General features: G+C 68.3%; 1 protein-coding gene. It reads left to right on the top strand.

What is annotated here, in order from left to right:
- Positions 1–111 precede the first annotated feature (111 nt).
- The gene (locus OU800_RS12580; RefSeq protein WP_268177615.1) at positions 112–16,128 is read left to right on the top strand and encodes a non-ribosomal peptide synthetase; all 16,017 of its coding nucleotides are present in this window, start codon (positions 112–114) and stop codon (positions 16,126–16,128) included.
- Positions 16,129–16,130 lie beyond the last annotated feature (2 nt).

The raw sequence follows: 16,130 nt of genomic DNA on the forward strand, positions 1-16,130 counted from the left end.
CGCTTTCCGTGACAGCCACGGCCAGGCGGATGCTCTAGCTTTTTCAGCCACTGAAGAAGGGGGTTGCCCCCGTCAACCTCCCCGCCTTTGAGCCTACGCAGGTGCTTTGAGATGACCGATACCCCGCGCACGCACGACACCACTTTTCATCCGCTGGCCTCCGTGCAGCAAGGCATCTGGCTCGATCAGATCGCCCATCCCGGCTTGCCTTACTACAACATCGGCATGTCGCTGGAGATCCGCGGCAAGATCGATGTCGTGCTGTTCGAGAAAGCCCTGGAAATGGTCGCCAACCGCCACGACACGCTGCGCCTGAGCTTCAGCCAGGAAGGCGGTCTGGGCCGTCAGTGCGTACTGCCCGAGGTCAAGGTCAAGCTCAAGGTGGTGGACTTCAGCGAGGCCGATGACGACGCCGGCGTGGCCATGGCCTATCTGCGTGAAGCGTTTCGCCAGCCCTTCGCAAGCCTCACCGGGCAGCTATGGGAAGCCCAGCTGGTGCGCTGCGGGCCGAATCGCCATTACTGGCTGGCGCGCTATCACCACCTGGTCACCGACGGTATCGGCGTGGCCCTGCTCGGCCACGCAGTGGGCACGGCCTACAACGCCCTGCTGGCCGGCAGCGAAGAGGTTCCCGACGGGCATTCCTACCTGGATTTCGTCGCCGACGACCAGGCCTACCTGCAATCGAGCCGCTACGAGCGCGACCGGCAATTCTGGCAGGACACCTTCGCCGAGCTGCCGCCGGCCTTGCTGCAACGCCGCGCCGATTACCGCGCCAGTACCCAGGCCGGGCAACTCGCGCCGAGCGAACAGGTGCAGTGCATGCTGCCGCGCGCGTTGTACAACGCCCTGGGGCAGTTCGCCGGTGAGCACAAGCTGTCGCTGGCCCACGTGCTGATCAGCGTGGTGGCGATCTACTTCAGTCGCACCGAGGGCGTCGATGACCTGGTGATCGGCATGCCGGTACATAACCGCACCACCGCCAAGGCCAAGGCCACCTCCGGGATGTTCTCGTCGGTCAGCCCCATCCGCCTGGCGGTGCAGCCAGAGGCATCGCTGCTGGAGCTGATGCAGGCGGCCAACGCCCAGTTGCGTCGCTGCTACCGCCACCAGCGTTTCCCCATCGCCGACCTGAACCGCTTGCTGGGCCTGGCCCGGCTGGGCCGACGCCAGTTGTTCGATGTTTCGCTGTCGTTCGAAAGCCTCGACGGCGACGACCAGTTTGGCGGCACGGCGTCGCGGGTCATCACCATGGACAACGGCTATGAACAGACGCCCATGGCCATCTTCGTCCGTGACTACCACCCCTTCGACGACGTGCACCTGGACTTCAACTTCAACACCGCCTACTTCAGCAGCGAACAGGCCCGGCACTTCCAGCAGCGCATCGTGGCGATGCTCGAAGCCGTGCTGGAACATGCCGAAACCCCCGTGGCGCGCTTCCCGCTGATGAGTGCGGCCGAGCAGCGTCGCGTGCTGGAAGACTTCAACCCCGCGCCGCAGCCGTACCCTGAGCACCTGCTGGTTCACGGCCTGTTCGAAGCGCAGGTCGTGCAGCAACCGCAGGCCTGTGCGCTGCGCGGCGACAGCGGCCCGTTGCTCAGTTATGACGCCCTCAACCGCCAGGCCAACCGCCTGGCGCATCGCCTGATCGAGCTGGGCGCCGGCCCCGATGCGCGGGTCGCGGTATGCCTGGAGCGCGGCCCGCAACTGGTGGTGGCGCTATTGGCCACGCTCAAGGCCGGCGCGGCCTACGTGCCCATCGACCCGTCCCTGCCGGCCCAGCGCCAGGCCTACATGCTCGATGACAGCGCACCCATGGCGTTGCTCAGCACACAGGCCCTGGCCGATGGGCTGCCCGCCAGCAGCGCTCCGCTGCTGCTGATCGACACGCTGGATCTGACCAGCCAGCCTGACAGCAACCCCAGCGTGGCCGGCCTGACCCCGCAGCACCTCGCCTATGTGCTGTACACCTCCGGCTCCACCGGCCTGCCCAAAGGCGTGATGAACGAGCACGCCGGGGTGGTCAATCGCCTGCTCTGGGCGCGTGATTACCACGGCGTGGAGGCCAGCGACCGGATCCTGCAGAAAACCCCGTTCGGCTTCGACGTCTCGGTGTGGGAATTCTTCCTGCCCTTGCTGGCTGGTGCCGAGCTGGTTCTGGTGCGTCCCGGCGGCCACCAGCAGCCCGAATACCTGGCCGAACTGCTGAACCAGGCCGGAGTGACCATGCTGCACTTCGTACCCTCGATGCTCGAGGTCTTCCTGAAGCAGCCTGGCGCCCTGCACTTCCCGGCCTTGCGCCGCGTGCTGTGCAGTGGCGAGGCCTTGCCCCGCGCCCTGCAGCAGCGTTTCGAGAGCCGTCTGGCCGGCGTGGAGCTGCACAACCTGTATGGCCCCACCGAAGCGGCCATCGACGTCACCGCCTGGCAGTGCCGTGCGGACGACGCGGGCGACAGCGTGCCCATCGGTCGCCCGATCAACAATATTCAGATGTTCGTGCTCGATGCGCTGCACCAGCCCCTGCCGATTGGCGTGGCCGGTGAACTGCATATCGGCGGTATCGGTGTGGCGCGGGGTTACTTCAACCGCCCTGAGCTGACCGCCGAGCGCTTCATCCACACCCCGTTGGGCCGCCTGTACAAGACCGGCGACCTGGGCCGCTGGCGCGCCGACGGCACCCTGGAGTACCTGGGGCGCAACGACTTCCAGGTGAAGATCCGCGGCTTCCGTATCGAGCTGGGCGAGATCGAAAGTGCCCTGCTGGCCTGCGACGGCGTGCGCGAAGCGGTGGTGATCGCCCGTAACGACACAGGCGACAGTGACGCCACCCGCCTGGTGGCCTACCTGTGCGGCACCCCGCCGGACGCCGCGCAGTTGCGTACCGCGTTGCTCGACCGCCTGCCGGAGTACATGGTGCCCAGCGCGTTCGTGGTGCTGGAGCAGTTGCCGCTGAACAGCAACGGCAAGCTCGACCGCCGCGCCCTGCCTGCCCCGGGTGCCGACGCCCTGGCCAGCCAGGCCTACAGTGCGCCAGAAGGCGAAACCGAACAGGCTATTGCGCAAATCTGGCAAGCCCTGCTGGGTGTCGAACAGGTCGGCCGTGACGACGGTTTTCTGGCCCTGGGTGGCCATTCGCTGCTCACCGTGCAATTGCAGGCCCGCCTGCTGCAGGAGCTGGGCGTGCAGCTCGACCTGCAAACCCTGTTCGCCCAGCGTTCGCTGCGTGAGCTGGCCGAGTGCGTGGCTCAGCAGGAGGCCAAGACCTCGGCTTGCGACAGCCAGGCCATTGCGCCCATCTCTCGCGAACAGCCCGTGCCGCTGTCGCTGGCGCAGCAGCGCCTGTGGTTCCTCGACCAGCTCGACCCGGCGGCCAGCCTGGCCTACCACATGCCTGCCGCCCTGCACCTGCGTGGCGAGTTGAACGTCGCCGCGCTCAAGCAGGCGCTGGATCGCATCGTCGCCCGCCACGAAAGCCTGCGCGCTCGCTTCCCGCAGGCCGGCAGCGTGCAGTTCGCCCCGGCCGACTGCGGCTTCAGCCTGGTCGAGCACGACCTGCGCGGCCAGCCGGCAGAGGCCGTCGAGCAGCAGCGGGCCGAGGAAGCGCGCACGCCGTTCGACCTCAGCAATGGGCCACTGGTACGTGGCCGCCTGCTGCGCACCGCCGATGACGAGCACCTGCTGCTGGTCACCCAGCACCACATCGTCTCCGATGGCTGGTCGGTGGCGGTGATGATCGGCGAGTTCAACCGCCTCTACGCTGCCTTCTGCCAGGGCCAGCCGGATCCACTGCCACCGCTGGCGCTGCAATACGCCGACTACGCCGCCTGGCAACAGCAGCAGCTACAGGGTGAGCGCCTGCAACGCCAACTGGCGTTCTGGCAGCAGCACCTGAGCGGCGCCCCGGCGCTGCTGGAACTGCCTGCCGACCGCCCACGCCCCGCTGAACAGAGCTACCGGGGCGCCGCCCTGGCCGTACAGTTGCCGAGCGAGCTGAGCCAGCGCCTGCGCCAGTTCAGCCAGCAACAGGGCCTGACCCCCTTCATGACCCTGCTGGGTGCCTGGTCGATCCTGCTATCGCGCCTGAGCAATCAGGCGCAAGTGGTGGTCGGCACCCCCGTTGCCAACCGTACCCGCCAGGAAACCGAGGCGCTGATCGGCTTCTTCGTCAACACCCTGGCCCTGCGCCTGGATCTGTCCGCCCACAACCGCATCGACGAGCTGCTGGCGCATATCAAGGCCACCACCCTGCAGGCCTACGAGCACCAGGCGGTGCCGTTCGAGCAAGTGGTCGAAGCCTTGCAACCGGAGCGCAGCCTGGGCCACAGCCCGCTGTTCCAGGCCATGCTGGTGCTGGGCAATACGCCGCAGGATCAGGCCATCGCCCTGCCGGGTGTCGAGCTGACCGCGCTGACGCCCGAGGCCAGCACCACCCAGTTCGACCTGACCCTGGCGTTGAACGACGACGGCCAGACCTTCAGCGGCCAGTTCGAGTACGCCACCGACCTGTTCGACGAAAGCACCATCGCCCGCTGGCGCGAGCACCTGCTGTGCCTGCTCGATGCCATGCTGGCCAGGGCCGAGCAGCCGCTGGCGACCCTGCCGCTGCTGAGCGACGCCCAGCGCCGCCAGCTCCTCAACCACCTCAATCCACCCGCCATCGCATTCGACGAAAGCCAATGCGCACAGCAGGCCTTCGAGGCACAAGTGCAGGCACGCCCGCAGGCCATCGCCCTGGAGGCCGAGGGCCAGGCGCTCAGCTATGCCGAGCTCAATGCCCGCGCCAACCGCGTGGCGCACCGCCTGATTGCCCTGGGGGTTCGCCCGGATGACCGCGTGGCGCTGCTCGCCGAGCGCAGCCCGGCGATGATCGTCGGCGTGCTGGGCATCCTCAAGGCCGGTGGCGCCTATGTGCCGCTGGATCCCAACTACCCCGGCGAGCGCCTGCAGCACATGCTCGACGACAGCGCACCGAAGGTATTGCTGACCCAGGCGGCACTGGCCCAGCGCCTGCCAACACAAGCGCTTGCTCAACTGACCCTGGAAAGCTGTGACCAGGGCGACAGCCATGACCCGCAGGTCGAAGGGCTGACCAGCCGCCACCTGGCCTACGTCATCTACACCTCCGGCTCCACCGGCAAGCCCAAGGGCGTGATGATCGAACATCGTTCGCTGTGCAACCAGATCGCCGCGCTGCAGGAACGCTATGGCCTGAACCCACAGGACCGCGTGCTGCAATTCGCCAGCCTGGCCTTCGACATGTCGGTGGAAGAGATCTTCGGTGCGCTGTTCAGCGGCGCCACCCTGGTGTTGCGCAGCGATGCCTGGATCGCCGGCAGCGCGGCGTTCGCCAGCCTGTGCGAACAGCATGCGATCAGCGTGGCCAACCTGCCCACGGTGTTCTGGCAGCAACTGGCCCGCGATAGCCACGTGCCCATGCCGAGCTGCCTCCGCCAACTGATGATCGGCGGCGAGGCGGTGAGCAAACAGGCCGTGGCGCAGTGGTTCCAGCGCAGCGGCCATCGCCCGCAATTGTTCAATGCCTATGGCCCGACCGAAGCCACGGTGAATGCCTCGGTGCGCCTGATCCGCAGCGCCCGCGACGATTTCCGCAGCATCGGCGAGCCGCTGCGCAACACCCAGCTGCATGTGCTGGATGCCGCCGGGCAACTGGCGCCGCTGGGTGCGGTCGGGGAAATCCATATCGGTGGCGTGGGCGTGGCCCGCGGTTATCTGAACCGTGCTGAACTCAGCGCCGAACGTTTCATCTCGGATCCGTTCAGCACCGCTGCCGATGCACGCCTGTACAAGACCGGCGACCAGGGCCGCTGGTGCGCCGACGGCACCCTGCACTACCTGGGGCGCAATGACGACCAGGTGAAGATCCGCGGCTTCCGAGTCGAGCTGGGCGAAATCGAGAGCGTGCTCGCCAGCTACCCCGGCGTGCGCGAAGCGGTGGTCGTGGCCAGGCCGGCGGAAACCGGCGGCCAGCGCCTGATTGCCTACCTGTGCGGTGAGCCGGTGGCCGTCGAGCAACTGCGTGAACACCTGCTGGCGTCGCTGCCCGAATACATGCTGCCCAGCGCCTGGGTGCGCCTGGAAACCCTACCGTTGACCCCCAACGGCAAGCTGGATCGCAAGGCCCTGCCCGCCCCCGGCCAGGACGCCTTTGCCAACCGCGCCTACGAGGCGCCGCGCGGCGCCCTCGAGCAACGCCTGGCCCAGCTGTGGCAGGACCTGCTGGGCGTCGAGCAGGTCGGCCGCCACGACCGTTTCTTCGAGTTGGGCGGCCACTCGCTGCTGGCGGTGAGCCTGATCGACCGGCTGCGCGAACAGGGCCTGCACACCAGCGTGCGCACCGTGTTCAGCACCCCGACCCTGTGGGAAATGGCGCAGAGCATCAACCGCGCACCGCAAACCGCCTTCAGCGCCCCGGCCAACGGCATTGCCGCCGGTTGCACCGAGCTGACCCCTGACATGCTGCCGCTGGTGCAGATCAGCCAGGAACACCTGGACAGGCTGCTGGCCGACGTGCCCGGTGGCACCGCCAACGTGCAGGACATCTACCCGCTGGCACCCTTGCAGCAAGGCATGCTGTTCCACCATCTGCTGGGGCACCAGGGTGATGCCTACCTGGTGCGCTCGATGATCGAATTCGACAGCCGCGCGCATCTGCAGGCCTTCACTGACGCGCTGCAAGAGGTCATCGACCGCCACGATGTGCTGCGTACCGCAGTGCACTGGGCCGGCCAGGCCCAGCCGCTGCAAGTCGTGCAGCGTCAGGCCAGCCTGCCGGTCACCCCCTTGGCCGACCTGGGTGGTCTGAGCGCTCGCCAGGCCCTGGAACAGGCCAGCGACCCACGCAGCCTGCGCCTGAACCTCAACCAGGCGCCGCTGATGCACGCCTGGAGCGCCGAAGAAGCCGACAGCGGGCGTTGCTGGCTGGCACTGCTTGACCACCACCTGATCAGCGACCACGTTTCGCTGACCATCGTCCTGGAAGAAGTCCAGGCGCTGATGCAGGGCCAGGCCAGCGCCCTGCCGGCGCCGGTGCCGTACCGTGAGTTCATCGCCCACCTGCAAAACCTGCCGGCTGACAGCCACACCGAGTATTTCCAGCGCCGCCTGGCCGATATCGACACACCCACCGCGCCATTCGGCCAGCTCGACGTACAGGGCGATGCGGCCAGCGTGCACGAAGCGCACCGGCGCCTGCCGAACGCGCTGGCCGAGCGCCTGCGCAACTGCGCGCGCCAGGCCCAGGTGACTCCGGCGGTACTCTTCCATGTCGCCTGGGCCCAGGTACTGGCGCGCTGCACCGGGCAGTCGGACGTGGTGTTCGGCACCGTGCTGGCCGGCCGCTCGCAGGGTTCGCTGGGGGCCGGTCGTGCCCTGGGCGTGTTCATCAACACCCTGCCGGTGCGGGTGGCCTTGCAAGGCCGCAGCAGCCAGGCGCTGCTCGCAGACACCGCCGCCGACCTGGCCGAACTGCTGCGCCATGAACAGGCGCCGTTGACCCAGGCACAGCGCTGCAGTGCGGTCGCCGCCCCGCTGCCGCTGTTCACCACCCTGCTCAACTATCGCCACCAGACCGAAGGTGGTTCGCTGGCCAACGATGGCGCGGTTCTGACCTGGGACGGCGTGCAGGTACACAGCAACGAAGCACGCACCAACTATCCGATCGAAGTCGCGGTGGGTGACGAGGGGCTGGGCTTCTCCATCAGTGCCCAGGCCGTGGCGGGCATCGACCCGGCGCGGGTCGCCCAGTACCTGGAGCAGGCCGTGTCTTCCCTGGTCGACGCCCTGCAGCACGACCCGGTACGCCCGGCCCAGACCCTGGAGGTGCTGCCCGACGCCGAGCGCGAGCAACTGCTGCACGGCTTCAACCACAGCGCCGAGGATTTCGGCGCTGTGCGCCCGCTGCATGTGCAGTTCGAGCAACAGGCCGGGCAACAGCCCGACGCCACGGCGCTGGTTCATGAGCAGCAACAGCTCAGCTACCAGCAGCTCAACCGCCGCGCCAATCACCTGGCTCGTCAACTGCTGGCCCTCGGTGTGCAGCCCGACGACCGCGTGGCGCTGTGCGCCGAGCGCAGCCTGGAGATGATCGTCGGCGTGCTCGCCGTGCTCAAGGCCGGTGCCGCCTATGTACCCCTGGACCCGGCCAACCCCGCCGAGCGCATGGCCTTCCTGCTCGCCGACAGCCAGCCGTGCGCCGTGCTGGCCCAGGCCGCCCTGACGCTGCCGCCAGTCAGCGTGCCGCGCCTGGCGCTGGACAGCGCCGAATCCCTGGCCGCTGCCGATGACTCCGGCTACGACAGCAACCCGCACGTGCCGAGCCTCACCCCTGAACACCTGGCTTACGTGATCTACACCTCCGGTTCCACCGGCCAGGCCAAGGGCGTGATGGTCGAGCACCGCTCGCTGTTCAACTTCAGCCAGGTGCTGGCGCGCACCACCCACAGCCATTGCAGCGCGCAAGCGCGGGTAGCCCTGAACGCCGGCTTCTACTTCGACATGTCGCTCAAGGGCATCTGCCAACTCGGCGCCGGCCACTGCCTGGTGATCGTGCCGCAGCACCTGCGTGCCAGTGGCCAGGAACTGCTGGACTTCCTCGAAGCCGAGCAGATCCAGGCGTTCGACTCCACCCCTTCGCAACTCGACGGCCTGCTCGCCGCCGGGCTGCTGGAGCGTGAACGCTACAAGCCGCGCAGCGTGCTGCTGGGTGGCGAGCCGATCAACGCCGCGACCTGGGCACGCCTGCGCGCCTGCCCGAGCATCCACTTCTACAACATGTACGGGCCGACCGAAGGCACCGTGGACGCCAGCCAGGGCCGGGTCGCCGACCTCGGCGAACAACCCAGCATCGGTCGCCCGCTGGCCAATGTGCAGCTCTACGTGCTCGACGCCCTGGGCCAGCCGGCACCGATCGGCGTGGCCGGCGAACTGCACATCGGCGGTGCCGGTGTGGCACGCGGTTACCTCAACCGCCCGGAACTGACCGCCGAGCGCTTTATCGATACGCCACAGGGCCGCCTGTACAAGACCGGCGACCTGGGCCGCTGGCGCGCCGACGGCACCCTGGAGTACCTGGGCCGCAACGACTTCCAGGTGAAGATCCGCGGCTTCCGTATCGAGCTGGGCGAGATCGAAAGCGCCCTGCTGGCCTGCGACGGCGTGCGCGAAGCGGCGGTGATCGCCCGCAATGACAGCCATGGCGACGACGCCGGCACCCGCCTGGTGGCCTACCTGTGCGGTACGCCGCCGGACGCTGCGCAATTGCGCGCAGCACTGCTCGAACGCCTGCCGGAGTATATGGTGCCCAGCGCCTATGTGGTGCTGGAGCAGTTGCCACTGACCGCCAACGGCAAGCTCGACCGCCGCGCCCTGCCTGCCCCTGGCGCCGACGCCCTGGCCAGCCAGGCCTACGAGGCACCGCAAGGCGAGACCGAACAGGCCATCGCGCAGATCTGGCAAGCCCTGCTGGGGGGCGAACGAGTCGGCCGTGACGACGGCTTCCTGGCCCTGGGTGGCCATTCGCTGCTCACCGTGCAATTGCAGGCCCGCCTGCTGCAGGAGCTGGGCGTGCAGCTCGACCTGCAGACCCTGTTCGCCCAGCATTCGCTGCGTGAGCTGGCCGCCTACGTGGAGCAGGCCAAACCGACCGAACTCCAGGCCATCGAGCCGGTTTCTCGGCATAAACCCGTGCCGCTGTCGCTGGCGCAGCAGCGCCTGTGGTTCCTCGACCAGCTCGACCCGGCAGCCAGCCAGGCCTACCACATGCCTGCCGCCCTGCACCTGCGTGGCGAGTTGAACGTGGACGCGCTCAAACAAGCCCTGGACCGCATCGTCGCCCGCCACGAAAGCCTGCGCGCCCGCTTCCCGCAGGCCGGCAGCGTGCAGTTCGCCCCAGCCGACTGCGGCTTCAGCCTGGTCGAGCACGACCTGCGCGGCCAGCCGGCAGAGGCCGTCGAGCAGCAGCGGGCCGAGGAAGCGCGCACGCCGTTCGACCTCAGCAATGGTCCACTGGTACGTGGCCGCCTGCTGCGCACCGCCGATGACCAACACCTGCTGCTGGTCACCCAGCACCACATCGTCTCCGACGGCTGGTCGGTAGCGGTGATGATCGGCGAGTTCAATCGCCTGTATGCCGCGTTCTGCCGGGGCCAGCCGGATCCACTGCCGCCGCTGGCGCTGCAATATGCCGACTACGCCGCCTGGCAACAGCAGCAGTTGCAGGGTGAGCGCCTGCAACGCCAACTGGCGTTCTGGCAGCAGCACCTGAGCGGAGCCCCGGCGCTGCTGGAACTGCCCGCCGACCGCCCACGCCCCGCTGAACAGAGCTACCGTGGCGCCGCCCTGCCCCTGCAATTACCCGCAGAACTCAGCGAGCGCCTGCGCCAGTTCAGCCAGCAACAGGGCCTGACCCCCTTCATGACCCTGCTGGGTGCCTGGTCGATCCTCCTCTCGCGCCTGAGCAACCAGGCGCAAGTGGTGGTCGGCACTCCCGTCGCCAACCGCACCCGCCAGGAAACCGAGGCGCTGATCGGCTTCTTCGTCAACACCCTGGCCCTGCGCCTGGATCTGTCCGCGCACAGCCGCGTCGACGAGCTGTTGGCGCATATCAAGGCCACCACCCTGCAGGCCTACGAGCACCAGGCGGTGCCGTTCGAGCAAGTGGTCGAAGCCCTGCAACCGGAGCGCAGCCTGGGCCACAGCCCGCTGTTCCAGGCCATGCTGGTGCTGGGCAATACGCCGCAGGATCAGGCCATCGCCCTGCCGGGCGTCGAGCTGACAGCGTTGACGCCCGAGGCCAGCACCACCCAGTTCGACCTGACCCTGGCGCTGAACGACGACGGCCAGACCTTCAGCGGCCAGTTCGAGTACGCCACCGACCTGTTCGACGAAAGCACCATCGCCCGCTGGCGCGAGCACCTGTTGTGCCTGCTTGACGCGATGCTGGCAGGCGCCGAGCAGCCCGTGACGGCGCTGCCGCTGCTGACGCCGGCACAAGCTGCGCAGCAGCAAAAGGCCTTCAGCGGCCCGCAGGTGGCCCTGGACGAGCGCGCCGAACGCCTGCCGCAGCGGGTGTTCCAGGCCCAGGCGGCACGCACCCCCGACGCCCTGGCGGTGGCCAGCGCCAGCGAACGCTGGAGCTATGCGCAACTCAATGCCCACGCCAACCAGGTCGCCCACTGGCTGATTGACCAGGGCGTGGGCGCGGATGACACCGTGGGTCTGTGCGCCAGCCGCAGCCCGCAGATGGTCGCGGGCCTGCTGGGCATTCTCAAGGCCGGCGCCGCCTACGTGCCACTGGATGCCAACTACCCCGCCGAGCGGCTGGCCTACATGCTTGCCGACAGCGCCCCCCGCGCGCTGGTCTGCGACGCCGGCCTGAGCCTGCCGGGCGCCGACGGTCTGCCGACCCTGGTGCTCGGCAGCGCCGACCAGCAACGGGCCGCCAGCCAGGATCCGCAGGCGCCTGCGCCGAGCTTCGAGCAACTGGCCTACGTGATCTACACCTCCGGCTCCACCGGCAAGCCCAAGGGCGTGATGGTCGAGCACCGTGGCCTACGCAACCTGCTCGACTGGTACCTGCAGGAGCTGGCCCTGGACGCCAGCGACGCGGTGCTGCTGGCCTCTTCCTACAACTTCGACCTGACCCAGAAGAACATCCTCGCGCCACTGATGGTCGGTGCCGCCCTGCATCTGGCCGCAGAGCCGTTCGACCCGAGGGCCATCGTGGCGCACATCCATAGCGCCGGTATCAGCCACCTGAACCTTTCGCCCAGCGCCTTCCGTGCGCTGGTCGAAGCCGACCCCGAGCAACGCATGGCCGGCCTCAGGCGCGTGGTGCTGGGCGGTGAGCCGATCCAGTTGAGCGTGCTGGAAAAGCTCGCCCAGCCGCGGCCACAGTTCATCAACAGCTATGGCCCCACCGAGTGCAGCGATGTGGTGGCCTGGCATCGCCTCGACGACGATCTGGAACACTACCGTGAGCAGCCCATCCCGATTGGCCTGCCGATCCGCAACCTGCAACTGCATGTACTCGACGCGCACGGCCAGGTGCTGCCGATTGGTGTGGCGGGAGAAATCCACATTGGCGGTGCCGGTGTGGCGCGCGGTTACCTCAACCGCCCCGACCTGACCGCCGAGCGTTTCATCGATACGCCACAGGGTCGCTTGTACAAGACCGGTGACCTGGGCCGCTGGGCGGCCGATGGCACCCTGCACTACCTCGGCCGCAACGATGAACAACTGAAGATTCGCGGCCTGCGCGTCGAGCCGGGCGAGATCGAAGCGGCACTCGCCAGCCTGCCCGGCGTGCGTGAAGCCGCGCTGGTGGCCCGCGACAGCGCCCAGGGCAAACAGTTGGTGGCGTACCTCTGTGGTGAGCCGGGCGAGCCTGCGCAACTGCGCGAAGCGCTGGCCAGCCAGTTGCCGGCGCACATGCTGCCGGCCGCCTTCGTGACCCTGCCAGCCCTGCCGCTGACGCCCAATGGCAAGCTCGACCGCCGCGCGCTGCCCGAGCCCGACGCCAAGGCCTGGGCCAGCAGTGCCTACGAGGCCCCGCAAGGGCCGCTGGAACAGGCGCTGGCCGGCCACTGGCAGGCCCTGCTGGGCGTGCCGCAGGTGGGTCGCCACGACAACTTCTTCGCCCTCGGCGGGCATTCGATGATGGCCGTGAGCCTGATCGAGCGGCTGCGCGGGCAAGGCCTGAACGTCGACGTACGCACGCTGTTCAGCGCCCCGACCCTCAAAGCCCTGGCCCAGGCGCTGAGCGACAGCCATGGCCAGCACTTCCGTGCCCCGGCCAACGCCATCCCGGCCGGCTGCACCGCCCTCACCCCGCACATGCTGCCGCTGGTGGATCTCAGCCAGGCGCAGCTCGACCAGTTGAGCACGGCGGTAGCGGGTGGCGCGGCGAACATCCAAGACATCTACCCGCTGGCGCCGCTGCAGCAAGGCATCCTGTTCCACCACATGCTCGGCCAGCAGGGCGATGCCTACCTGGTGCGTTCGCTGCTGGAATTCGATGACCGCGCCGCACTGGACGCCTTCCTGGCGGCCCTGCAGCAGGTCATCGACCGCCATGACATCCTGCGCACCGGCGTGCACTGGGAAGGTCTGCCGCAGGCCGTGCAGGTGGTTCAGCGTCAGGCCAGGTTGCCGGTGCAGTTGCTGGAACTGCAGGCCGAAGGCGATGCACTGGAACAACTCAAGGCGCACACCGAGCCGGCGCGCACTCGCCTGGATCTGCGCCAGGGCCCGCTGATGCGCGCCTGCATCGCCCAGCAGCCGGGCAGCGAGCGCTGGCTGCTGGCCTTGCTCAACCACCACATGGCCAGTGACCACGTCACCCTGGAAACCGTGCTGGAAGAGATCCACACCTTGCTGCACCGGGCCGATGCGCCGCTGCCGCCCGCGCAGCCGTTCCGTGACTTCATCGCCCAGGCCCTGGCCACCCCGGCCGAAATCCATGAAGCCTATTTCACCGCGCGCCTGAGCGATATCGACACGCCGACGGCGCCGTTCGACGAGTTCGACGTGCAGGGCGATGGCAGCCTGCTGGAAGAGGCCGAGCTGGTGCTGAACGACGCGCTGAACCAGCGCCTGCGCAGCCAGGCCCAGGCGCTGGGCGTGACCCCGGCGGCGCTGTTCCACGTGGCCTGGGCGCAGGTTCTGGCACGTTGCACCGGCCTCGACGACGTGGTGTTCGGCACCGTGGTCAGCGGCCGCCTGCAAGGTTCGGCGGGCGCCGAGCATGCCCTGGGGGTCTTCATCAACACCTTGCCGGTGCGCGTGTCGGTGGCCGGCCAGGCTGCCCGAGCACAAGTACTGGCGACGCATCAGGATCTGATCGAACTGCTGGCCCACGAACAGGCGCCGTTGGCCCTGGCGCAGCGTTGCAGTGGCGTGGCCAGTGGCGTGCCGCTGTTCACCAGCCTGCTCAACTACCGCCATCAGCGTGATGATCGCCAACTGCAATGGCCTGGCCTGCGCATCCTCGGCAGTGCCGAGCGCAGCAACTACCCGCTGGCGCTGTCGGTCAACGACCATGGTCACGCCCTGAGCCTGACCGTGCAGTGCCTGCCGGCCATGTCGGCAGCGCGCGTCGGGCAGATGATGCTGCAGGCTCTGCAGACCCTCAGCCAGGCCCTGGCCAGCCAGCCTGAACAGCCACTGGGCGAGCTCGATGTGCTGCCGGCCGAGATTCGTGAACAGGCACTGTCCTGCAGCAACGTCGAGCCGCTGGCTTTCCCCGGCGACCCGTGCATCCAGCACCTGTTCAAAGCGCAGGTGCGCCAGACGCCACAGGCCATTGCCGTGCAGGCGGGCACGCACTGCCTGAGCTACCTGCAGCTCGACGCTCAGGCCGACCAGCTAGCCCGTCAGTTGATCGCCGAGGGCGTGCTGCCCGGTGAACTGGTGGCGCTGTGCGTGGCACGTGACACGATGATGATCGTCGGCCTGCTGGGCATTCTCAAGGCAGGGGCGGCCTATGTCCCGCTGGATCCGGCCTACCCTTCGACACGCCTGACCGCCATCGTCGAAGACGCGCGACCACGCCATGTGCTGGCCGATGCCGCAGGCCGCGAAGCCCTGGGCAGCCTGCCCGCTGGCAGCCGCTACCTGATGCTCGAACAGGCCCTGGCCAGCGCCCCGAAAAAGGGGCCGGCCGCGCCTGAGAACGGCGCGCTGAATTCCGCCAGCCTGGCTTACGTGATCTACACCTCGGGCTCCACCGGTACACCGAAGGGCGTGATGATCGAGCACCGCCAACTGGTGGCCTCCACCCGGGCGCGCCTGCAGGTCTATGGCACCTCGGCCGAGCGGCGCTTCCTGCTGCTCTCTTCGGTGGCCTTCGACAGCTCGGTGGCCGGTATCTTCGGCAGCCTGTGCAGCGGCGCCACCCTGTGCATCGCCTCGGCCGAGCAGGCCCGTGACCCGCTGGCCCTGGCCGAGCTGATCGAGGCCCAGTCGATCACCACCCTGCTGTGCGTTCCGTCACTGGCGCGGCCGTTGCTGGCCAGCCTGTCGCCTGCCTGCAGCCTGCGCGAAATGATCGTCGCCGGCGAGGCCTGCCCGGCCGACCTGGCCCAGGCCTGTGCGGCACGGGAACCGGCCCTGACGCTGTACAACGAATACGGCCCTACCGAAGCCACCGTGTGGGCCAGCGTGCACCGCTGCGGCGCCGATGAACAGGGCACGGTTCCGATTGGTCGTGGCATTCCCAATGCACGCCTGTACGTGCTCGATCCGCAGGGGCGCCCGGTGCCCCAGGGGGTGGCCGGTGAACTCTACGTGGGCGGCGCGGGCGTGGCCCGTGGTTACCTGGATCAGCCGGAGCTAAGTGCCGAGCGCTTCCTGGACGACCCATTCTCGGAGGATGCGCAGGCGCGCATGTACCGCACCGGTGACCGCGTACGCCAGCGCGCGGATGGCGCGCTGGAATTCCTCGGGCGCCTGGATCAGCAGATCAAGCTGCGCGGCCTGCGCATCGAGCCGGGCGAGATCGAGGCACGGATGCTCAGCGTAGCGGGCGTGCGCGAGGCGCTGGTGATCGCCCGGGAAGACACCCCTGGCGTGCCGCGCCTGGTGGCCTACCTGAGCATCACCGGGGAACTGCCTGATGCACCGGCGACCCTGCGCGAGTACCTGGGTGAACACCTGCCGGCCTACATGGTGCCAGCCGCCTTCGTGGTGCTGGAGCGCCTGCCGCTGAGCCCCAACGGCAAGGTGGACCGCAACGCCCTGCCGGCGCCGCGCAGCGACGACTTCTCCAGCCGCGTGTTCGAGGCTGCGCAAGGTGAAACCGAAACCGAACTGGCGCGCATCTGGGCCGAGTTGCTGGGCCTGGAACGCGTTGGCCGCCACGACCACTTCTTCGAGCTGGGCGGGCATTCGCTGCTGGCCGTGCAGGTGACCCTGCAGGCTCGACAAACCTTCGGTGTCGAGGTGCCGCTGCGCGAGGTGTTCGAGCACCCCACGCTCGCCGCCCTGGCCGACCTGATCAACACCCTGCAACTGGCGCAGTTCAGCGCTGAACAACTGCTCGAGCTGGAAGGCCAGATGGCCGCGCTCAGCGAAAGTGAACTGCTTGCCCTCGTTTCCAAGGATGCCTGACC

This window comes from Pseudomonas sp. GOM7, from assembly GCF_026723825.1.
Lineage (GTDB): Bacteria > Pseudomonadota > Gammaproteobacteria > Pseudomonadales > Pseudomonadaceae > Aquipseudomonas.

What these genes read in the sequence shown, in the direction of transcription:
- OU800_RS12580 (WP_268177615.1), top strand. Translation starts at nt 112, where the DNA reads ATGACCGATACCCCGCGCACGCACGACACCACTTTTCATCCGCTGGCC.